This is a genomic window from Paenarthrobacter sp. NPDC091711 (assembly GCF_044756605.1).
Lineage (GTDB): Bacteria > Actinomycetota > Actinomycetes > Actinomycetales > Micrococcaceae > Arthrobacter.
On the sequence record NZ_JBIVTF010000002.1, the window covers coordinates 100,423 to 120,951 of the forward strand.

The window sequence follows — 20,529 nt, forward strand, 5'->3', positions numbered from 1 at the left end:
GACAAACGGTGATCGCACCGTCCGGAAATTAGTCCGTTGGAACCAGCAAGGCCACCGGGTAGTGCTCCAGCAAGATGGCCAGAGGGACGGTACCTGCCTCATAGCTGGCCCCCGTGAGTTCGTCCCGGCAGTTCACGGTCAACTCAATGGACGTGTCCCGCCAGCCGCCTTCCGCGGCCAGTCGCTTGGGCAAGCGGGTGGCAACGGTGAGAGCTCCCCGACGTTCGGCTCCGCGATCAAAGGCCACCACGTGGCCCGCTGCTGCGCCTTGGGCCGCCACCGGAAGGTAACCGGCGAACAGCTCCGGCCGGTCACGGCGAAGCCTCAGTGCCCGGGAAACCACCAGAAGTTTGGCGGCCTCATCGGTGAATGCTGGCTTGCCACCGCGATCCAACTCTTCCAGAGCGGCAATCCGGGCCTTGAAATCCACGGGCCGCCGGTTGTCGGGGTCGGTCAGTGAACCGTCCCTGAATTCCGTCCCCTGATATACATCAGGAACTCCTGGCATGGTCAGCTGGATCAACTTGGCGGACAGCGAGTTGGAGGTTCCATACGGTTCGAGCTCGTTGACGAAGTTCGTCAGTGCGGCTCCTACCTCCGGTACATCGAAAACGGCGTCGACGGCGGCTGCCAGCTGGCGTTCGAAATCCTGGTTGGGATCGGTCCAGTTGGTGGAGTTGCCGGCCTCCCGTGCCGCTTTCAAGGCGTAGGACTGCAACCGTTGGCGATCTGCCGGCCATGCGCCTGCGATGGATTGCCAGACCAAGGCGGACAAGGGGCCATCCGGGATGGGCGCGAGCTCATGGACGATGCCCAGGAAAAGCTCCCATTCCGGTACGGCCTCGGAGATCACGGAGATTCTTGCCCTGGCATCCTCGCTCCGTTTGGTGTCGTGGGTGCTCAGCGTCGTCATGGACAGCGGCAAAAGCTGTTGCCGCCGCGCCATGCGCTCATGGAAAACATTGCCAGGGATGGAGAATTCCGTGGGATCGGCGCCCACTTCCGTCAGTGACCCCAGACGGGTGTAACGGAAGAAGGCGGTGTCCTCCACGCCCTTGGCCATCACCATGCCGGACGTCTGCTGGAAACGCCGGGCCAGCAGGGTGGATTCATCCATCAAGAGCGGCTGAAGGTGGCTGAGGACCGTCGCCAGGTCAGGGCGCTGCTTGGCGGCGTTCTCCACGGACTCGGTCAGTGTTTTCCCGCCATAGGGCAGATACGTCCTGTAGATGGGGAAGCAGCATATGACCTCAGCGAGGGCATCGGCTACTTTGGCGAACGGCAGCTCCAAGGATTCGGGCACAAGGCGGGCCAGACGCAGGACTTCCGAGCGCAGGATCCCATCGGCGATCCGGCGCTTGGTGGCATGAATCATGGCCTGGTAGTCCGCTGGTGCGTCGGCATCCCGGAGACGGGCATCCAGGGAGTTCAGGTACTCCTCCGCCGTCGGGTCCACCAAGACACGGTCGACGTCAGCCAAGGCGTCGTATCCGGTGGTCCCTTCGCACTCGAAGGTCTCCGGCAACTGTTCCCCGGGTTCCAGGATCTTCTCCACCAGCAGGTAGGCACCTCCGGTCGCTTCACGCAGCCTTGCGAGGTAGCCCTCGGGGTCGGCGAGCCCATCCGGGTGGTCGATTCTCAGCCCGTCCACCAAGCCTTCACGGAACCAACGGACTATCTCTTCATGGGACTCGTCAAAGACCCAAGGAATCTCCACGCGTACGCCGGCCAGGGTGTTCACTGCGAAGAACCGGCGGTAGTTCAAGTCGGCGTCCGCCCGGCGCCAGCCAACCAGCTCATAGTGTTGCCGTGCATGGACCTCGCGCGGGCTCTCCCCTGAGGTGTATGTGCCCTCGGCCAGCGGAAAACTGTGATCGTAGTACCGCAGTTCGTCGTCCACGATCTTCAGTTCGTCAAGGTCGTCGTCACTTCCCAAGACCGGAATGCGGATCTTTCCCCCGCCAAAGTCCCAGTCGACATCGAAAGCCTCGGCATACTTTGAACCGCGGCCTTCTTTCAGGAGCTGCCACCACCAGGGGTTCTGCTTGGGCGAAGCTACGCCCATGTGATTGGGCACGATGTCAGCCAGAATGCCCAAGCCCTTATCCTTCGCAGCCCGCGACAGCGCCGCCAGCCCCTCCGGACCTCCCCGAGAGGGATCAACAGTGGAGGGATCGGTCACGTCATAGCCGTGATCCGAGCCCCTTTCTGCTGTCAGGATCGGTGAAACATAGACCCAATCGATCCCCAGGGTATGCAAGTATCCGGTGAGCTCAGCCGCGTCCTGCAACGTGAAGCTCGGGCGAATCTGGAGACGATACGTTGAGACAGGCGTCCTCATGCTTCCGTTTCCTTTGTTTCACCTTCACCGTCATTACCCTCGGGCGCAGAACTCTTGTAGTCGAAAGGCAAGGACGTTACTGCCGGAGCGGTAATGGATGCGGTTTCCGGAGTGCTCGTCTGCGTCAACGCCGCAAGGGAAGCTGCCACCGAGTGATCGGGTTCAATTTCCGGGGTGCTGTGGGCGCGGAGTACCACCAGTGACTTGCCGCCTACCATCAGGATCTGATCTGGCTTGATCACACCTGCTTCAGCACCTTCTCCGGCGGTATCAATCATGACGTCCCAAGCCGGCGCGTATTCATCCGAAGGAATCCGGAAGCCCACCTCGTCCTGGTCGGCGTTGAAGTACAGCAGGAAGTTGACGTCAGTGATGCGTCGGCCCTGTGTATCCCTTCCATGGATGCCGTCGCCGTTGAGGAACACGCCCACGGACCGCCCCAAAGCTTCGTCCCAATCGGACGGAGTCATGGTGCTGGCATCGGCATCCAGCCATACGATGTCCGGGAGTCGCTCGCCCTCACCACGCAGCACCGGACGGCCGTCGAAGAAGCGGCTGCGGCGCAGGCTGGGGTGTTTGGCGCGGAGCGCGCTGACAGCTGCTGTGAACTCGATCAGGGGCTGGTCCACGGTGTCCCAGTTGATCCAGGTCAGTTCGGAATCCTGGCAGTACCCGTTGTTGTTGCCGTTCTGCGTCCGGCCCAGTTCGTCGCCGTGCAGGAGCATGGGAACACCCTGGGACAGGAACAGCGAGGCAATGAAGTTGCGCTGCTGGCGTGCCCTCAGGCCAAGGACCGTGGGATCGTCAGTGGGCCCTTCCGCACCGCAGTTCCAGGAACGGTTGTGTGATTCGCCGTCGTTGTTGTCCTCGCCGTTGGCATCATTGTGTTTCTCGTTGTAGGACACGAGGTCTGCCAGCGTGAAGCCATCGTGGGCGGTGACGAAGTTGATGGACGCCACGGGCCGACGCCCCGAGTGTTCGTAGAGGTCCGCCGAGCCGGTCAGCCGTGAAGCGAACTCGCCAAGGGTGGAAGGTTCGCCGCGCCAGAAGTCACGTACGGTGTCGCGGTATTGGCCGTTCCACTCCGTCCATTGCGGAGGGAAGTTGCCCACTTGGTATCCACCGGGGCCAACGTCCCAAGGCTCGGCAATGAGCTTCACCTGGGAGACCACGGGGTCCTGCTGGATGAGTTCGAAGAAGGTGGACAGTTTGTCCACGTCATAGAACTCGCGTGCCAGCGTGGAGGCGAGGTCGAACCGGAATCCGTCAACGTGCATCTCGGTGACCCAGTAGCGCAGGGAGTCCATGAGCAGTTGGAGGGAGTGCGGGCTGCGGACATTCAGGGAGTTGCCCGTGCCGGTGTAGTCCATGTAGTACTTCTGGTCGTCTTCCACCAGTCGGTAGTACGCGGAGTTGTCGATGCCCTTGAAGGACAGAGTGGGTCCCAGGTGGTTCCCCTCAGCGGTGTGGTTGTACACGACGTCAAGGATGACCTCGATACCAGCGGTGTGCAGCGCCCGAACCATGGCTTTGAAATCCTGGACCTGCTGCCCCGTATCGCCCTTGGAGCTGTAGCTGTTGTGGGGCGCAAAGAAGCCGATGGTGTTGTAGCCCCAGTAGTTGTTCAGGCCCTTGTCCTGCAGGATGCCGTCGTTGACGAACTGGTGCACCGGCATGAGTTCGATCGCCGTGATGCCCAGCTTCTGCAGATGGGAAATAACCGCCGGGTGTGCCACGCCAGCGTACGTGCCACGTTGTTCCTCGGGTACTTCGGGATGCATCTGAGTGAGGCCCTTGACGTGTGCCTCGTAGATCACGGACTTGTGGTACGGAATCCGCAGGAGCTTGTCGCCGTCCCAGTCAAAGAACGGGTTGATGACCACGCCCAGCATCATGTGCGGTGCAGAGTCCTCGTCATTCCGCGAATCCGGGTCACCCATGTTGTATGAGAACAAGGACGGGTCCCAGTCAATCTGCCGGTGGACAGCCTTGGCGTAAGGATCCAGCAGCAGCTTGTTGGGGTTGAAGCGTTGGCCGGCGTCGGGGTCGTACTGACCGTGCACCCTGTAGCCGTACTTCTGTCCCGGTTGGACTTGCGGCAGATAACAGTGCCATACGTAACCATCTACTTCGGTAACATCTACGCGGACTTCCCCGCCGTCGTCGTCAAAGAGACACAATTCCACTTTTTCGGCCTTCTCGCTAAACAGCGCGAAGTTAGTGCCGGTGCCGTCAAAGGTGGCACCCAGCGGATAAGCCGATCCAGGCCAGACTTCCATGCGTTCTCCTCTAGATGATGCGAACAACTGTTGCAAGCCTACTCAAGCCCTCAGACACCGACAGCAACCTTAGGGTCTTGTTCGGTCGTATTCCGCGTTGAGCGAACCAATGACGCGCGGAACCGCCGTCATGATGGCCGAGGCTGTAAGGGGGCCTCCACCGAAATCTTCGGATGCCAGGGCTCCTGCTCGTCCGTGGACGCTCGCGGCAACCGCAGCCACGGCAGCCCATCGGTCGGCGGGATCCAAACCCAAGGCGGCGTACGCGCCGTCGTCGTGGCAAATCAACTCCGTGGACCGCGCCAGCAAGGCCCCCAGTATGCCCGCCAGGACATCGCCACTCCCTGCCGTGGCCATCCACGCGGTGCCTTCGGACTGGCTGAAAACCACGCCCGACGGCGAGGACACGAGTGTGGTGGCACCCTTCAGGAGGACTGTGGCGCCGGTTTGTTCGGCGGCCTGCCGCACATAGTGCAGGGTCCGCGATTCGACGTCGTCGCGGGTTACCTTTAGTTCCCCCGTTGAAGGAAGCGAATTCAGCAACGTGGCCAGTTCCCCGGCATGCGGTGTCAGTATCCAGTGGGCCGGGCACCGTTCCGGCAGGACACTCAAAGCTCCGGCGTCCACCACTACTGGCAAGTCGTCGGCAATGGCCGACATACTGGCGTCCCTTGCCCGTTGCAACTGCTCCTCGCCATCAACCCCGGACCCCAGCAGCCACGCTTGGACCCGGCCGGGGTGGTCGTCTTCCCAGAGGGCTTCCGGGGTGCGGGCCAGCACCAGCTGTGCCGCTTCCGGGGGCCCGATGTAGCGCACCATGCCCGCTCCGGTGAGGGCAGCAGCGTGCACACTCAGGGCAGCAGCTCCGGCAAAGCGCGCCGAACCCGCTACTACTCCCAAAACTCCCCGTGAGTACTTGTGGGCGCGCCGGTCAGGATGGGGCATCAAAGCCCCGAGCTCCGCAGCCGTGAGCCGACGAAGCTCAGGGCGGTGGTGTTCCAAGGATTCCTCAATCCCGATGGGTACCAACTCCACGCGCCCGCTACACCCTTCACCCGGGTCCGCCATCAGCCCGGCTTTGATGCCGCCAAAGGTGACGGTGACGTCCGCATCCAACACCGGCCAATGCACTTCACCGCTGTTGGCGTCCAATCCGCTGGGGAGGTCGCAGGCCACCACCAAAGCTGGACGCAGCTCCTGGAGCGAGGCAACCAGTTCTGCTGAAGCGCCGCGCAGGCCGCCGCGTGCCCCTGTTCCGAGCAACGCATCAATAAGGACGTCGTGGCCCGCGCACAGGACAGCGAGCTCTTCCGCGTTCGCGGCCTCCAACGTCACAAAGGTCCCACCGGCTGTGACAAAAGCGGCCAGCGCCTGCTGGTGCACTTCCGCGGCGGCGAGTACCGCCGTCGTCCGTATTCCACGGCGGGCCAGGAAAGCCGCAGCGAAGAGACCGTCCCCGCCGTTGTTGCCCTTTCCTACCAGCACAGTGACGCTGGCGCCGGCAAGCTTTCGCCTGCTTTTGACCTCACGGGCCACTACTTGGGCCAACCCGTAAGCCGCCCGTTGCATAAGAACAGCGCCCTCACCGGAGTCCAGGAGCGGCTGTTCCGCATCCCTGATCTGTTGTCCGGTGAAGGCGCTGATCATTGCTGTTGAGTGTCCGTTTAGCCTTCGGCGATGACAGTCGCCGTAGCGATGCCGCCGTCGTGGCTTATGGACAGGTGCCAGCGCTTGACACCCTTGGCCTCGGCCACGGCAAGCACTGTTCCCTTGACTTGGACCGTGGGGCCGTTCTGGTCGAGGCCGATCCAGCAATCCTGCCAGTTCATGCCCGCCGGAGCGCCCAGCACCTTGGCCACAGCTTCCTTGGCCGCGAAACGCGCAGCAAGGGACCGGGTGTTGAGTTCCCGCTCCGCAGGAACAAACAAGCGGTCCCGGAGGCCCGGTGTCCGTTCCAATTGCCGACCAAACCGCTCGATGTCTACGACGTCTACGCCAATGCCAACAATCATGGCGTTATTCTACGGTGACGCTCTTGGCGAGGTTACGCGGCTGGTCGACGTCGTAACCCTTGGCACCGGCCAGTTCTGCAGCAAAGATCTGCAGCGGAACGGTGGTGAGCAGCGGCATCAGCAACGTGGGGGTTTCAGGTACGTAGAAGACGTGCTCTGCGTAGTCCTTGACCGATTCGTCGCCCTCTTCAGCGATGACCAGGGTACGGGCACCACGTGCACGGACTTCCTGGATGTTGCTGACAACCTTGGAGTGCAGGGAGTCGCGGCCACGCGGCGACGGCACCACAACGAAGACTGGCTGGCCGTCGTCGATCAAGGCGATCGGACCGTGCTTCAACTCGCCGGCGGCGAAGCCTTCGGCGTGGATGTAGGCGATTTCCTTGAGCTTCAAGGCGCCCTCGAGGGCTACCGGGTAACCAACGTGGCGGCCCAGGAAGAGGACGGATTTCTCGTCCTTCATGCTGCGGGCCAACTCGCGCAAGGGTCCTGCGTTGTCCAGGATTTTCTGGATCTTGGCAGGAATCTTGTTGAGGTCCGCGAGGACGTCCTTGATCTGGCCGGAGAAGATGTTCCCCCGCAACTGAGCCAAGTACAGGCCCAGCAGGTAGGCAGCAGTGATCTGCGCCAGGAACGCCTTGGTGGAAGCAACCGCGATCTCCGGACCGGCGTGCGTGTAGAGCACGGCGTCGGATTCACGCGGGATGGTGGAACCGTTGGTGTTGCAGATGGAGATCGTCTTGGCGCCCTGTTCGCGGGCGTAACGGACAGCCATCAGCGTGTCCATGGTCTCGCCCGACTGGCTGATGGAAACCACCAACGTGTTGGAGTCCACAATGGGATCGCGGTAGCGGAACTCGTGAGCCAGCTCCACCTCGGTGGGGATGCGGCACCAGTTTTCAATGGCGTACTTGGCCACCAGGCCGGCGTAGGCCGCGGTACCGCAAGCCAGCACGATGATCTTGTCTACCTGCTTGAGCAGCTCGGGATCGATGCGGACCTCGTCAAGGGTGAGCTTGCCGTTGAGGTCCGAGCGGCCCAGGAGGGTCTGAGCCACGGCGTCCGGCTGGTCGTGGATTTCCTTCTCCATGAAGGAGCTGAAACCGCCCTTTTCGGCAGAAGCGGGATCCCAGTCAACGTGGTATTCCTTGCCCTCTGCGGGAGCGCCAAAGAAGTCGGTGATCTCCACGGAGTCCGCGGTGATGGTGACAATCTGGTCCTGGCCCAGTTCCACGGCACGGCGGGTGTAGTCGATGAAGCCGGAGACGTCGGAGCCGAGGAAGTTCTCGCCGTCGCCCAGGCCTACAACCAGCGGGGAGTTGCGGCGGGCAGCCACTACGACGTCGGGCTGGTCCGCGTGGACAGCGAGAAGGGTGAAAGCACCTTCGAGTCGCTGGCATGCCAGACGCATCGCCTCGGTGAGGTTGCCGCCGTCGCCGTTGAGCTGGGTGCGGAAGATGTCACCAATGAGGGCGGCCGCAACTTCGGTGTCTGTTTCCGATTCGAAGGTCACGCCCTTGCCGAGCAGTTCCTGCTTGAGCTCAGCGAAGTTTTCAATGATGCCGTTGTGAATGACCGCCAGCTTGCCGCCGTCGGAGAGGTGCGGGTGCGCGTTACGGTCGGTGGGTCCGCCGTGCGTAGCCCAACGGGTATGGCCGATGCCGGTCAGCGACTCGGGAACGGGGTTTGATTCCAGTTCTGCGATCAAGTTGCTCAGCTTGCCGGACTTTTTACGGGACGAGATGGTCCCGTCAGCCACTACTGCGACGCCGGCGGAGTCATAGCCGCGGTATTCCAGACGGCGCAGCCCTTCCACCACAACGTCAAGAGCGCTGTATCCAGCTGCCTTGCGAGACGAATTGCCAACATAGCCTACGATTCCACACATGGGTACAAGCCTAGCGGCTAGTGCAAACAACTGATGTGGGACGTCCCCCCTCCTGCGGCCCCACGCAAGGAATCCAGCGCTCACAATTCACCTGCCCGTCGTCGTGCATTTCCTGATCCGTCCCGCGGAGGGCAGAATCATGAGCGTGACTTTGCAACGCACCGAAGCTAATGGCGACGGCGCTTCCCCGTTTGTAGAGCTGGACCGTCAGACGTGGTCCAGGCTTGCAGCGCAGATGGAGCAGCCCCTCAACGAAGAGGACGTCTTCCGCCTCCGCGGCCTCGGAGACCCCTTGGACATGAAGGAAGTCCGGGAGGTCTACCTCCCGCTCTCACGCCTTCTCCACCTGTACGTCGAGGCGTCGCACCAACTCCACGCAGCCACCACCACGTTCCTGGGCGAGCAAACTCAACGCACGCCGTTCGTGATCGGCGTGGCCGGATCAGTTGCTGTTGGTAAGTCCACCATCGCCCGTGTACTCCGGGAAATGCTCAGGCGCTGGCCCGGTACCCCCAACGTGGAACTCATCACCACGGATGGCTTCCTCTACCCCTTGGCCGAGCTGAAGCGCCGGCACTTGCTGGAGCGAAAAGGATTCCCCGAGTCCTACGACCGCCGCGGACTTCTTCGCTTCGTTTCAGAAGTCAAAGGCGGCGCCGAGGAAGTCCGTGCGCCGTGGTACTCCCACGTCACCTATGACATTGTTCCGGGCAAGGAAGTTGTGGTGCGCCGGCCCGACGTCCTGATTGTGGAAGGCCTCAATGTCCTGGCCCCCGCCCGTCCCCGCATGGACGGCAAACAAGGACTGGCCGTCAGCGACTTCTTCGATTTCTCCATCTACGTCGATGCCAAGACCTCCTACATCGAGGAGTGGTATGTGGACCGCTTCCGGAAATTGCGGACCACGGCCTTCGCCCAGCCCGAGTCCTACTTCCACCGTTACGCAACACTCTCTGACGACGACGCCGAATCCACGGCACGAGGCATCTGGAAACGCATCAACGAGCCAAACCTCGAGGAGAATGTCCTGCCTACCCGCGGACGTGCGCAGTTGGTACTCACCAAGGACGCCGACCACTCAATCCGCCGCATGCTGCTGAGGAAGGTCTAGCGTGCCCCACAATCCTCAACCGCTGCCTAGCCGGCGGGTATTCGCGAGCCTGCTGACCGCTGGCGCTGGAATGGCTGCCCTCGCGGCCTGCACTCCTGAAAACGCCACTCCCTCCCCCGTTGCCGCCAACGCCGCCAGCGAAGCCCCTTCAGCTTCCGCAACGAGCTCCGCGGCCACGCCAAGCGCTGCGCCCACCGAACCCGCGCCCGTTGAAACGGCGGCCAGCGCGACGCCCTCAAGCGCAGCCCCCTCGCAAGCCGTTGCCCCTCAGCACTCCCTGACGGACCCCACAAGTCCCTGGGTTGTGGTCAATAAACACCGGCCTTTGGCTCCCCAGGACTTCGTGCCGGCAGACTTGGTTCAGCCGGGCGTGCGGTTGGCCGTCAGCGGCGAAGCTGCTTTGCTTAACAGCACGACGGCGGCTGCCGCTGAAAAGATGTTCGGGGCCGCGGCCGCTGAAGGCGTCATCATGACGTTGGCCTCTGGTTACCGTTCCTATTCCACCCAGGTGGCCACCTACGGCGGATACGTCGCCAGCACCGGTCAGGCCGCCGCCGACCGGGCTTCCGCCCGTCCAGGGCACTCTGAGCACCAAACGGGCTGGTCCTTTGACATCGGCGACGGTGCGGGTGCCTGCAGCTTCCAGCCGTGCTTCGCTGAGCAGCCCGCCGCCGTGTGGGCCAAAGCCAATGCCCACAAGTTCGGGTTCGTGGTCCGCTATCCATGGATGCTCCACGACACCACCGGCTACTTTTACGAGTCCTGGCACCTACGCTACATCGGGGTGGAAGCTGCCACTGACATGTCAACGCGCGGCATTGCGACCCTGGAGGAGTACTTCGGGCTCGAAGCAGCGCCGGACTACCTCTAGAACCTTAAACGCCAAGGCCCGCTCCCCTGCGTCTACTCAAGCAGGAGTGCGGGCCTAAAAAGCGTGATTTCTTATACTGCCATTTGGCTGGGAGCGCCCAAACGTTCCTTGACTACGGCAGCGAGGTGCGTGCACACGCGCTCCGCCGTTTCCATGTCAGCGGCTTCCACCATGACGCGGACCAGTGCCTCGGTGCCTGAAGGGCGGAGCAGCACGCGGCCGGTCTCCCCCAGTTCAAGCTCCGCAGCGGCTACGGCCTCGGCAACGCCCTCATCGGTGGCGGCCCGGGCTTTGTCGACGCCCTTGACATTGATCATGAGCTGCGGAAGTTTTGTCATGGCGCTGGACAGTTCCTTGAGGCTGCGGCCAGTCAGCGCTACCTGGGCTGCGAGCTGGAGTCCGGTAAGGACCCCATCGCCTGTGGTCGCGAAGTCCGAGAAGATGACATGGCCGGACTGCTCGCCACCAAGGTTGTACCCGCCGGCGCGCATTTCCTCCAGGACATAACGGTCACCAACACCGGTCTCGCGGATGGTGATACCGGCATCGCGGAGCGCAATCTTCAAGCCAAGGTTGCTCATGACCGTGGCCACGAGGATGTTGTCCTTGAGCTTTCCTGCATCCTTGAGGGCCAACGCCAGGATCGCCATGATCTGGTCGCCGTCCACTTCGTTGCCTTCGTGGTCAACGGCCAGGCAGCGGTCCGCGTCGCCGTCGTGCGCTACGCCAAGGTCCGCGCCGTGCTTGACCACGGCTTCCTTCAGCGGGCCCAAGTGCGTAGAGCCAACGCCGTCGTTGATATTCAGGCCGTCGGGCTCAGCTCCGATGACCACTACGTCAGCGCCGGCATCCTTGAATACCTGCGGCGAACAGCCGCTCGCAGCACCGTGGGCGCAGTCGAGAACTACTTTCAAGCCTTCCAAGCGCTTGGGCAGCGTGCCGAGCAGGTGGACGATGTACCTGTCCTCGGCGTCTGAGAACCGCTGGATGCGTCCGACGTCGGCCCCCACCGGGCGCTGCGGCTCTTTGCCCAGCTGTGCCTCGATGGCGTCCTCAACATCGTCCGGAAGCTTCTGACCGCCACGGGCGAAGAACTTAATACCGTTATCCGGCGCAGGGTTATGGGAGGCCGACAACATGACTCCAAAGTCGGCGTCGAGATCTGCCACAAGGTAAGCCGCGGCAGGCGTGGGGAGAACACCGGCGTCATAGACGTCGATACCGGAGCTGGAAAGCCCGGCCTCAACGGCAGCGGCAAGGAACTCGCCGCTGGCCCTGGGGTCCCTTGCGACGACGGCGCGCGGCCGCTTGCCGTTTGTTGTGCGGTCATGGCCGAGTACGACGGCGGCTGCCTGCGCGAGCTGCATAGCCAGTTCGGCGGTGAGCAATCCGTTCGCGAGACCGCGGACGCCATCTGTTCCAAATAATCTAGACATCGGGTCAAGTTTAGACGACGTCAGGACACCACTGGTCCAAGGCGCTTCGGAGGGTCACATCCACCCGTCGCCCTTGACTCTTCAAATGGGTTCTGAAACGACGAAAGCCCGCCCCGCCACATGGCGGAACGGGCTTCCGATACCCCAGCGAAGGGGCGAAGCGAATTAACGCTTGGAGTACTGCTGAGCCTTACGTGCCTTCTTGAGACCAGCCTTCTTGCGCTCGATGACGCGGGCGTCACGGCTCAAGTAACCGGCCTTCTTGAGGGTGGCGCGGTTGTTGTCGACGTCGATCTCGTTCAGCGAGCGAGCAACACCGAGGCGCAGCGCACCGGCCTGGCCTGAGATGCCACCGCCGTGGATACGGGCGATGACGTCGTAGGCGCCTTCAAGATCAAGGATCTTGAAGGGCTCGTTGACGTCCTGCTGGTGCAGCTTGTTCGGGAAGTAGTTGTCCAGCGTGCGGCCGTTGATGGTCCACTTGCCGGAGCCCGGCACAACGCGAACGCGTGCAACGGCTTCCTTGCGGCGGCCAACAGCTGCGCCGGCAACGGTCAGTGCCGGGCGCTCCTTCTTCGGCGCATCTTCACCAGATGTGCTTTCAGAGGTGTAGCTGGTGAGTGTTTCCTCAGCCTCGACGGCTTCGGCGGTCAGTTCTTCGTTCTGAGCCACGGTTCTCCTTGTAATAAAAAGTTTAGTTGGTGGCCAGGACTACTGGGCGACCTGGGTGATTTCGAAAGTCTTCGGCTGCTGTGCAGCGTGGGGGTGCTCCGGGCCTGCGTAGACCTTGAGCTTGCCCAGCTGCTGAGCGGCGAGGGAGTTCTTGGGGAGCATGCCCTTGATGGCCTTCTCAACAGCGCGAACCGGGTTGGATTCCAACAGCTCGGCGTAGTTGACGGAGGTCAGGCCGCCCGGGTAACCGGAGTGGCGGTATGCGCGCTTCTGCTCCAGCTTGGCGCCGGTGAGGGCAACCTTTTCAGCGTTGATGATGATGACGAAGTCGCCCATGTCCATGTGGGACGCAAAGGTCGGCTTGTGCTTTCCGCGCAGCAGTGTTGCGGTCTGGCTGGCAAGACGACCAAGGACAACGTCGGTGGCGTCAATGACGTGCCACTGGCGGTTGATATCGCCGGGCTTCGGGGTGTACGTACGCACGGTTTTGCCTCGTTCTTGTTCTGGCGTTCATGTTTTAGGCGGCACGCAATAAGGCGTGTACCTACTATGTATGCGCTACCGGAGCAGAGGTGAGGGCTCTATGTACCAGTTATCCCAGGATCTCGAAATGCCTCAGGAGTTAGCGATCCTGCAACTGGATCCCCCGTAAGGCATGTGTCATCGAGATAGGACACGCACAACGACTCTAAACAATACCGTCACTAGGGCGTCCGGGTCAAAATGGGGTAACCGACCATAGGGCTAGCGATCCGCAGAGAGGGCAGCATATGACCGACGGCCTCGTCTTTCCACTCCTTATTGCCCTCGCGGGACTACTGCTGAGTCCAGCATGCGAGTGGCTCATCGCAAGGACACTGCCGCGTCTCGGCAGCACCCCTGCACCTAAGGTTCGGATCACGACGGCGGCTGTCACCGCGCTGCTTTTTGGCTTGCTTGCCTGGCGGGTCGGTTTTTCAGCGGAATTGCCCGCCTTCCTTTTACTGGCATTACTTGGCGTGCAACTTTCGCGGATCGATTTCACGTTGCATTTGCTCCCCAACCGCATTGTGTTGCTGCTACTGGGTGGTGGCTTAGCGCTTCTTTCCTGGTCCGCGGCTCTCGCACCGGGCTGGCCGGACCTCTTCCGCGGCCTCGCCGGCGGGGTGATCCTGTTCGCGAGCTACGTCATTCTCAAACTTATTTCGCCAAGAAGCCTCGGAATGGGCGATGTGAAGCTCGCAGCACCGCTCGGACTGTACTTGGGGTACTTAGGTTGGCAGCAAGTAGTCCTCGGGGGACTGCTGGGATTCGTGGTGGGCGGGGTGCTCACGCTGCTGATGTTGCGCCTGCGACCCGTGGAAAAGCCTGCAGAAACGGCGCACGGACCCGCCATGCTCGTTGCGGCAGTTGGCATCATCCTGGTCATGAACTAACCCAGGGCTAGTACGCACTTACCAAGCCCTTGGAATCTCCTTGCCGCGCCTCGAAATATAAGGCTGCTGTTAAAACCAAGTAGATTTCGGCCTCCCCGCCCTCAGCAGCTGAGTACCAACCGGCCCACTCCCGCGTGGCTACGTGCTACCCCTGACTTGAATTCGAGTACAAATACGCATTGTTGGGCAGGCATGTCAGGGTGAATTCTTATGTCATCGAATTCCGAACCGCTAAAGACTTCAAGAGGGCAGTTTGGAAATCGGGCGAATTTAGATAATTTGCCGCCCTGATATTCAACATTTGCCACATTAATTCTGGGAAGGATTTTCCAATGTCATCTCTCATGGTTTCCGTTATTTCATTCATCGCCGGCGTCAAGGACCGCTTCACCGAGGAGAAGGGTGCAACGGCCGTTGAATACGGACTGCTGGTGGCCCTCATCGCCGCCGTCATCGTCGGCACGGTGCTGACTTTGGGTCAAGACGTCCTTCGGGGCTTCACGACTGTCACAACCGCACTGCCGTAGCCCAGGACCAGGCCGGCTTCACTTCGATTACCGGGTCGGCTGCCCCGATGCTCTCATCGGCTGCAGCCGGCCCGGACTCGTTTTCTGGGAGTTGCTATGAAATCCAAAGCTATGAAGAGCAGGTGGCTCCGCAGTCGGCGGCGCTCTACCGCAAACAGCCAAGCTGGCGCCGTGGCTGTCGAATTCGCACTCGTGCTGCCGATATTCCTCGTGCTGGTCCTCGGCATCTTCGAGTTCGGCAGGGCTTTCAACATCCAGATTTCTTTGTCGGAAGCCGCCCGCGAAGCAGCACGCTACGCCGCAATCCATCAGTCAGAGTCCGGCTATGCCGTGGGCGAAGCCCAAGCTGCCGGCGTGGCTGCTGCACCCTCCGTGGACCTCGATCCCGGTGACATCACCATCACTTCATCAGGCACCAGTCCGTGCAACGTAGAGGTCAGCATCGCCTACAGCACTCCGTGGATGACCGGCTTTCCCGGGCTCGTGCCTGGAATGCCGGCCGAGCTGGATGTCTCAGGGACAGGAGTCATGCGATGCGGAGGTTAAAGCGCGATAATCCGGAACGCGGGGCTGTTGCTCCCATGACGGCCATGCTGATGGTAGCGCTGCTTGGCATGACAGCATTCGCTGTTGACGTTGCCATGATGTATTCCGAGCACGCCCAGCTTCAAAACGGGGCGGACGCATCCGCCATAGGCATCGCACAGGCATGCGGTCAGAATGCGGCTTCCGCCGATTGTGCTGCACCTGGCTCCGCAGCATCCTCTTTGGCCGGCATGAACGCCCTCGACGGAGTCAGCAATGCACCCGTGGCTATAGTAAACCTGGGCACCGGAACAGTGAATGTCACCACCCAATCCCGCAATACTTCCGGTGATAACCACTTCAGCTTGGTGTTCGCGCGGGCTCTGGGTGTTCAGACGGCAAACATTCAGGCCTCAGCCCAGGCCAAGTTCGGGGGTTTTTCGGCCACCGATGCAATCCCGCTGACGTTCTCACAGTGTGAGTCGGATCCGGGTTTCACTAAAGGCCTTCAGTTTTTCCCCGTCCACGGGACTAAGTTGTCCGATGATCCGGATTACGCATGTGCGCATCAGTCCTCTTCCGGCTTTGAGTTGCCGGGTGGATTCGGATGGCTGAAGCATCCGGGCACAACATGCACTGTCCACATCGACGTCGATTCACCGTGGGTCGAAGCCAATGAGGGCAACGACTTCGATTCCACGTGCAGCTCTGCCTTCGCCTCCTGGGAGACCAAGCTCAAAGCCGGCAAGTCAGTTGAACTTCTGATTCCCATTTTTGAAACGGCCTGCCCCGTGAAAAAGGGAACGGGAACCAATCCCTGTGCGTCCTCGCCCTACAAGAAGTCCTTCAAGATTGAGGCCTTTGCACAGATATCCCTCAAGGGATGGCATCTTACGGGTGGCGGCCCCACCTACATGATGTCCGAGGCATCTGCACTTCAGAAGTCCTTGGGACTCAAAAACAGCGACACCGGTTTGTACGGCACATTCATTAAGAAAGTAAGTCTGACGGAGGCCGCAACTCTGGGCGGCCCCACCACGTACGGCGCCCTGGGCGTCCAACTCACCGAGTAGTAATTCAATCTGGGAGAAAACTCCATTGCACTAAAGGAGAAAGTCAGTGAAAACTCGCCTACTGGGAGGCATAGTCGCAGTAGTGCTGGCAATAGTCGGCACTCTGCTACTGGTCACATATGTTCAAGCAGCGGATGCGCGGGCGCAGAAAGACCTCCAGCCCGTTGACGTCCTCGTTATCCAGAATCAAGTTCCCGAGGGCTCGGATCTCCAGCAGATCAAGTCAGCGGTCAAGCTCACTTCGCTACCGGCGGCCTCCGTTCCCAACGGAGCACTCAAGAGTCTGTCCGGGATGGAAGGCAAAGTTGCCGGAATAGAGCTCATGCCCGGTGAAGCCTTGCTGGGAAACCGCCTGGTGGATCCCAACAGTTTGGCGGCTCCGGGATCCGTCCCGGTGCCCGATGGTCTTCAGGAAGTTTCAGTTCAACTTGATGCGCAGCGTGTGGTGGGCGGCCGATTGGCTGCTGGCGACACCGTAGGCGTGATGGTGCTGCTGGGCGAGTCCGGGCAGACCGAAAGTGAGGCTTCAGCGCAACTCGTGTTCCACAAAGTGCTTGTCACCAGCGTCCAGCGGGCCACAGCCAAGAACTCGAATACCGCACAGGCAAGCTCTGAACAGGCAAATACGCAACTGCCGGAGGGCTCCTTCATTGTGACGCTTGCCCGTAGCGATGTGGACGCCACCAAGATTGTTTACGGAGCCAAGTACGGGGACATCTGGCTAACCAAAGAACCTGCAGAAGCCCAGGAAAGTGCGCGCGTCACTATCAAGAAGGCAGAGGTACTCCAATGAGCCGCTTTCTAGTCATCACCGCTGACGTTGAGTTCGAAAAGCGCGTCCGCCACGCCGCAACCGGCATGCACGGCGACGTACAGTCCATCATTGCCGACTACCTGCCGCAGGGCCCGGACGACGTCCTCCGGGTGTTGTCCGGGCAACTGCTGGAAGTCCTTATTCTGGGTCCCGGGCTGGAGTCCGAGGACGCAATCCGCCTGGCAAGCCTATTCGACCTTCAGTATCCGGAGATCAGCGTAGTGCTCGCATCCACTGATGCAGCGCAAGTCGCACTACCGGCAATGCGCGCAGGCATCCGTGACTTGTTGGAGCCTTCCGCGGATTCGGGCACCATTCGAGCGCTGTTGGAGCGTGCCAGCCTCGCAGCTGCCGGGCGTCGCAGGGGCTTGGGTGCCCAAGTGGACGCTGGTCCACAGGGAGGGCGGATTATCGCCGTTATGTCGCCTAAGGGAGGCGTCGGCAAGACGACCATTTCAACCAACCTCGCTATTGGGTTGGGACGTACCTCTCCCATGAGGGTAGTCATCGCTGATTTGGATCTACAGTTCGGCGACGTCGCGTCGGGTCTCCTCATAGACCCGGATAAGACAATCGCGGATGCAGTTACCGGCGCGGCGGTCCAGGACAGCATGGTGCTGAAGTCATATCTCTCCGTCCATCCCGCGGGGATCTATGCCCTCTGCGCACCCCGCAACCCGTCTCAGATCGAGCAGATTTCCGCGGAACAGGTGGGGCAACTCCTTGAGCAACTGGCCAGGGAATTCGATTACGTGATTGTGGATACCGCGCCGGGTCTTGGTGAGCATGTTCTGGCCACCCTCGAACGTGCTTCCGACGTCGTTTGGGTCTGTGGAATGGACATTCCCAGCATCAGGGGTTTGCGGAACGGACTCGAGATCCTGGATGAAATTGGATTGGTTCCGGAACGCCGCCACGTAGTCCTCAACTTTGCTGACAAACGGAGCGGGCTCACCTTGATGGACGTGGAAGCAACCATTGGTTGCCCTGTGGACGTCACCTTGCCGCGTTCGCGGTCGCTCCCCTACTCCACCAATCGCGGTATTCCTGTCCTCCAGGACGGAGCAAAAGACGTGACACTCCGTGGTCTCCGGCAACTTATCGAGCGATTCAAGCCCGGCTGGGAAGAGCGCCCACACAAGCAACTGCACCGAAGGGCGGTAGTGAAGTGAACCTCGCAAAACGACTTCAAGCAGTCCGTGGATTGGAAGCTGAAAATCCGGGGACCTCCGTGCTGGGAGACCCGTGGGCAGGGCCAGCAAACCACACTCCGGACTACATCGCCGATTCAACGCGGGCGGAAGGTACCACCGAAGACTCCAGTCAAGCGTTGTCGGCAGTCAAGGATCGCACCAGTACAGCGTTGTTTGATCGCATAGGTTCCCGAATTTCAGACACCACACTCGATGAGGCGGAGCTCCATCGCTACGTTAAAGAGGAACTGCGCGCCGTCATTGACGAAGACGACATTCCGCTGACGTCCCAGGAAAGACAACGGCTGGTCCAGGAAATCGCTGACGACGTTCTAGGTCTGGGGCCACTACAGCGTTTCCTCGACGATGTAGACGTCACGGAGATCATGGTGAACGGTTTCGACCACGTGTATGTGGAGATCGCTGGAAAGCTTCACTTGACCAATGTTCGCTTTACATCCGAAGAACATCTTCGGAAAATCATCGAACGGATCGTCTCCAGAGTTGGCCGCCGGATCGACGAATCCTCCCCGCTTGTGGATGCCAGGCTTTCTGACGGTTCCCGCGTCAACGCCATAATCCCGCCACTCGCGGTCAACGGCTCGTCCCTGACCATACGAAAGTTCGGACGCGTTCCCTTGACCGCCCAGAACCTCGTTCAGCTGGGGACCATGAGTCCCGAGATCAGTGAACTACTGCACGCATGTGTTCAGGCGAGGATGAACATCATCGTCTCGGGCGGTACAGGGACGGGCAAGACCACGCTGCTGAATGTCCTTTCGTCGTTTCTCCCACCAGATGAACGCATCGTGACCATCGAGGACGCAGTGGAGCTGCAACTCCAACAGGCACACGTGGTCCGTTTGGAGAGCCGCCCTAGCAACATCGAAGGAAAGGGCGAGATAGCCATCCGCGATCTTGTACGCAATTCCCTGCGTATGCGCCCGGACCGGATTGTGGTGGGCGAGGTTCGCGGCGGTGAAGCCTTGGACATGTTGCAGGCCATGAACACCGGCCACGATGGCTCGATTTCCACCGTGCACGCGAATTCGCCACGTGATGCCATCGCACGCCTGGAAACGCTGGTGCTCATGGCTGGTATGGACTTGCCGCTCCGCGCCATCCGGGAGCAGATCTCGTCCGCAGTAAATTTGGTGGTTCAGATTTCGCGCCTGCGGGACGGAACCCGTCGCATCACGCACATAACGGAGGTCCAGGGTATGGAAGGCGATGTGGTGACCCTGCAGGACGCCTTCATCTTCGACTACTCCGCCGGAATGGACGCCAATGGGCGGTTCCTTGGAAAACCCGTTCCTACCGGAGTGCGACCACGGTTTGTGGACCACTTTGCAGACCTGGGCATTCACATTTCGCCGGCCGTCTTTGGAACGATGGCCGCTGGCGGTGGGCAGCGATGATTACAGCAACCAGCCCCCTGCTGCTCATCGGCGGGGTAATCCTCGGAATTGCCGCCTTGGCAATCGGACTATTCCTCATCCCCCAGTCGAGAAACTCTGCAATCGCATTGTCACGGCGGCGTCCAAACGCCAGGCCTCACGATTCAGTGCTGACCCGAGTGACAAATTCAGCTGTCGCCTTGGTAGACGGCTCGGTTTCGGCCAGCAGGGCGTCCGGAACCAAGCTTCTCCTTGAGCAGGCCGGTTCCCGGATGCGGCCCGCGGACTATGTACTCCTGGTCATCTGCGCTACATTCACCGGCGCTGTGGTGGGGTTCATCCTCGGCGGTCTTCTGGTAGCTATTCTGTTCGGAATCCTGGTTCCGGTCGGCTCACGGATGATTTTGGGTATTAAGACTTCCCGCCGTCGGGGTCGGTTCGAAGCCCAGCTGGGTGACACTCTGCAAATGCTCTCCGGCAGCATGCGCGCTGGCCATAGCTTGCTGCGAGCTATTGACGCTGTAGCCCAAGAGGCACAGTCACCCACCAGGGAAGAATTCGCCAGAATCGTTGGAGAAGTGCGTTTGGGACGCGATCTCCGGGACGCGCTTCTGGACGCGGCGTCGCGTCTGCATAGCGAGGACTTCCTATGGACCACACAGGCTGTCGAAATTCACCGTGAAGTGGGCGGCGACTTGGCTGAGGTACTGGACCATGTGGCTGAAACTATCCGTGAGAGAGCACAGATTAAAGGCCAAGTACGGGCACTCAGCGCAGAAGGGCGGCTTTCCGCTTATGTGCTGATAGCTCTCCCAACCGGCATGTTTCTGTACCTCAGCGTCTTCAACGGAAGCTACATTCAGCCACTTTTCAGCAACCCTGTGGGTTGGATCATGCTTGTGGTGGCCGTAGTGCTTCTTCTCGTTGGTTCGTTCTGGCTCAGTCGCGTCGTCAAGATCAAGTTCTAGGGAGTGA

18 protein-coding genes are annotated in these 20,529 nt (G+C 60.9%); 10 read left to right on the forward strand and 8 right to left on the reverse strand.

Features of this window, described 5'->3' with window-relative positions; all coding sequences use genetic code 11:
- Window positions 1-28 precede the first annotated feature (28 nt).
- The 5 genes from treY to glmS form a co-directional block, all read right to left on the reverse strand.
- Window positions 29-2,341, reverse strand: coding sequence for a malto-oligosyltrehalose synthase (treY, locus tag ACIQH5_RS03745; RefSeq protein WP_400400411.1), 2,313 nt, complete (start codon window positions 2,339-2,341; stop codon window positions 29-31).
- Window positions 2,338-4,620 carry a glycogen debranching protein GlgX gene (gene glgX / locus ACIQH5_RS03750; protein ID WP_400400414.1) on the reverse strand — a complete coding sequence of 761 codons (2,283 nt, stop codon included), beginning with the start codon at window positions 4,618-4,620 and terminating at the stop codon, window positions 2,338-2,340. Before glgX ends, treY begins: the two co-directional genes overlap by 4 nt.
- Before the next feature lie 69 nt (window positions 4,621-4,689).
- Entirely contained in the window at window positions 4,690-6,267 is a 1,578-nt protein-coding gene (locus ACIQH5_RS03755; RefSeq protein ID WP_400400417.1) for an NAD(P)H-hydrate dehydratase, read from the reverse strand.
- Window positions 6,268-6,284: 17 nt separating this feature from the next.
- Window positions 6,285-6,632 (reverse strand): holo-ACP synthase, encoded by a 348-nt coding sequence (locus ACIQH5_RS03760; RefSeq protein WP_024817557.1) that lies wholly within the window; start codon window positions 6,630-6,632, stop codon window positions 6,285-6,287.
- A gap of 4 nt (window positions 6,633-6,636) precedes the next feature.
- The gene (gene glmS / locus ACIQH5_RS03765) at window positions 6,637-8,520 is read right to left on the reverse strand and encodes a glutamine--fructose-6-phosphate transaminase (isomerizing) (RefSeq protein ID WP_400400419.1); all 1,884 of its coding nucleotides are present in this window, start codon (window positions 8,518-8,520) and stop codon (window positions 6,637-6,639) included.
- Between the two features lie 139 nt (window positions 8,521-8,659).
- On the opposite strand from glmS, the gene coaA reads away from it, so the two are divergent.
- Both coaA and ACIQH5_RS03775 read left to right on the forward strand, forming a co-directional pair.
- On the forward strand, window positions 8,660-9,631 hold the full coding sequence (coaA, locus tag ACIQH5_RS03770; RefSeq protein WP_105690383.1) for a type I pantothenate kinase: 972 nt from the start codon (window positions 8,660-8,662) through the stop codon (window positions 9,629-9,631).
- Between the two features lies 1 nt (window position 9,632).
- Window positions 9,633-10,502 (forward strand): D-alanyl-D-alanine carboxypeptidase family protein, encoded by an 870-nt coding sequence (locus ACIQH5_RS03775; protein ID WP_400400422.1) that lies wholly within the window; start codon window positions 9,633-9,635, stop codon window positions 10,500-10,502.
- Between the two features lie 71 nt (window positions 10,503-10,573).
- Here ACIQH5_RS03775 and glmM read toward each other — a convergent pair whose 3' ends face one another.
- From glmM to rplM, 3 genes are all read right to left on the reverse strand, one after another.
- The gene (gene glmM, locus ACIQH5_RS03780; protein ID WP_400400425.1) at window positions 10,574-11,938 is read right to left on the reverse strand and encodes a phosphoglucosamine mutase; all 1,365 of its coding nucleotides are present in this window, start codon (window positions 11,936-11,938) and stop codon (window positions 10,574-10,576) included.
- Between the two features lie 165 nt (window positions 11,939-12,103).
- The gene (gene rpsI, locus ACIQH5_RS03785) at window positions 12,104-12,610 is read right to left on the reverse strand and encodes a 30S ribosomal protein S9 (protein ID WP_017200290.1); all 507 of its coding nucleotides are present in this window, start codon (window positions 12,608-12,610) and stop codon (window positions 12,104-12,106) included.
- A 39-nt stretch (window positions 12,611-12,649) separates the two neighbouring features.
- Window positions 12,650-13,093 carry a 50S ribosomal protein L13 gene (gene rplM, locus ACIQH5_RS03790; RefSeq protein ID WP_011775554.1) on the reverse strand — a complete coding sequence of 148 codons (444 nt, stop codon included), beginning with the start codon at window positions 13,091-13,093 and terminating at the stop codon, window positions 12,650-12,652.
- A gap of 287 nt (window positions 13,094-13,380) precedes the next feature.
- On the opposite strand from rplM, the gene ACIQH5_RS03795 reads away from it, so the two are divergent.
- The 8 genes from ACIQH5_RS03795 to ACIQH5_RS03830 all read left to right on the forward strand — a co-directional run bounded on the left by ACIQH5_RS03795 (window position 13,381) and on the right by ACIQH5_RS03830 (window position 20,522).
- The gene (locus ACIQH5_RS03795; RefSeq protein ID WP_400400428.1) at window positions 13,381-14,025 is read left to right on the forward strand and encodes a prepilin peptidase; all 645 of its coding nucleotides are present in this window, start codon (window positions 13,381-13,383) and stop codon (window positions 14,023-14,025) included.
- A 332-nt stretch (window positions 14,026-14,357) separates the two neighbouring features.
- Window positions 14,358-14,552: a Flp family type IVb pilin gene (locus ACIQH5_RS03800; RefSeq protein ID WP_400400430.1), complete on the forward strand. Its 195-nt coding sequence runs from the start codon at window positions 14,358-14,360 to the stop codon at window positions 14,550-14,552.
- A gap of 171 nt (window positions 14,553-14,723) precedes the next feature.
- On the forward strand, window positions 14,724-15,098 hold the full coding sequence (locus tag ACIQH5_RS03805; RefSeq protein WP_400400432.1) for a TadE family protein: 375 nt from the start codon (window positions 14,724-14,726) through the stop codon (window positions 15,096-15,098).
- Window positions 15,086-16,150 carry a pilus assembly protein TadG-related protein gene (locus ACIQH5_RS03810; protein ID WP_400400435.1) on the forward strand — a complete coding sequence of 355 codons (1,065 nt, stop codon included), beginning with the start codon at window positions 15,086-15,088 and terminating at the stop codon, window positions 16,148-16,150. The genes ACIQH5_RS03805 and ACIQH5_RS03810 overlap by 13 nt, the downstream gene beginning before the upstream one ends.
- Before the next feature lie 46 nt (window positions 16,151-16,196).
- Entirely contained in the window at window positions 16,197-16,943 is a 747-nt protein-coding gene (cpaB, locus tag ACIQH5_RS03815) for a Flp pilus assembly protein CpaB (RefSeq protein ID WP_400400438.1), read from the forward strand.
- Window positions 16,940-18,136 carry a CpaE family protein gene (locus tag ACIQH5_RS03820; protein ID WP_400400441.1) on the forward strand — a complete coding sequence of 399 codons (1,197 nt, stop codon included), beginning with the start codon at window positions 16,940-16,942 and terminating at the stop codon, window positions 18,134-18,136. The genes cpaB and ACIQH5_RS03820 overlap by 4 nt, the downstream gene beginning before the upstream one ends.
- Entirely contained in the window at window positions 18,133-19,575 is a 1,443-nt protein-coding gene (locus ACIQH5_RS03825; protein ID WP_400400443.1) for a CpaF family protein, read from the forward strand. Before ACIQH5_RS03820 ends, ACIQH5_RS03825 begins: the two co-directional genes overlap by 4 nt.
- Window positions 19,572-20,522, forward strand: coding sequence for a type II secretion system F family protein (locus tag ACIQH5_RS03830; RefSeq protein ID WP_400400446.1), 951 nt, complete (start codon window positions 19,572-19,574; stop codon window positions 20,520-20,522). The genes ACIQH5_RS03825 and ACIQH5_RS03830 overlap by 4 nt, the downstream gene beginning before the upstream one ends.
- Window positions 20,523-20,529 lie beyond the last annotated feature (7 nt).

Coding starts and splice junctions, on each gene's coding strand:
- treY (WP_400400411.1), bottom strand. CDS start 2,341: ATGAGGACGCCTGTCTCAACGTATCGTCTCCAGATTCGCCCGAGCTTC.
- glmS (WP_400400419.1), bottom strand. CDS start 8,520: ATGTGTGGAATCGTAGGCTATGTTGGCAATTCGTCTCGCAAGGCAGCT.
- ACIQH5_RS03795 (WP_400400428.1), top strand. CDS start 13,381: ATGACCGACGGCCTCGTCTTTCCACTCCTTATTGCCCTCGCGGGACTA.
- glgX (WP_400400414.1), bottom strand. CDS start 4,620: ATGGAAGTCTGGCCTGGATCGGCTTATCCGCTGGGTGCCACCTTTGAC.
- ACIQH5_RS03820 (WP_400400441.1), top strand. CDS start 16,940: ATGAGCCGCTTTCTAGTCATCACCGCTGACGTTGAGTTCGAAAAGCGC.
- ACIQH5_RS03830 (WP_400400446.1), top strand. CDS start 19,572: ATGATTACAGCAACCAGCCCCCTGCTGCTCATCGGCGGGGTAATCCTC.
- ACIQH5_RS03800 (WP_400400430.1), top strand. CDS start 14,358: ATGTCATCTCTCATGGTTTCCGTTATTTCATTCATCGCCGGCGTCAAG.
- coaA (WP_105690383.1), top strand. CDS start 8,660: ATGAGCGTGACTTTGCAACGCACCGAAGCTAATGGCGACGGCGCTTCC.
- ACIQH5_RS03755 (WP_400400417.1), bottom strand. CDS start 6,267: ATGATCAGCGCCTTCACCGGACAACAGATCAGGGATGCGGAACAGCCG.
- ACIQH5_RS03760 (WP_024817557.1), bottom strand. CDS start 6,632: ATGATTGTTGGCATTGGCGTAGACGTCGTAGACATCGAGCGGTTTGGT.
- glmM (WP_400400425.1), bottom strand. CDS start 11,938: ATGTCTAGATTATTTGGAACAGATGGCGTCCGCGGTCTCGCGAACGGA.
- ACIQH5_RS03810 (WP_400400435.1), top strand. CDS start 15,086: ATGCGGAGGTTAAAGCGCGATAATCCGGAACGCGGGGCTGTTGCTCCC.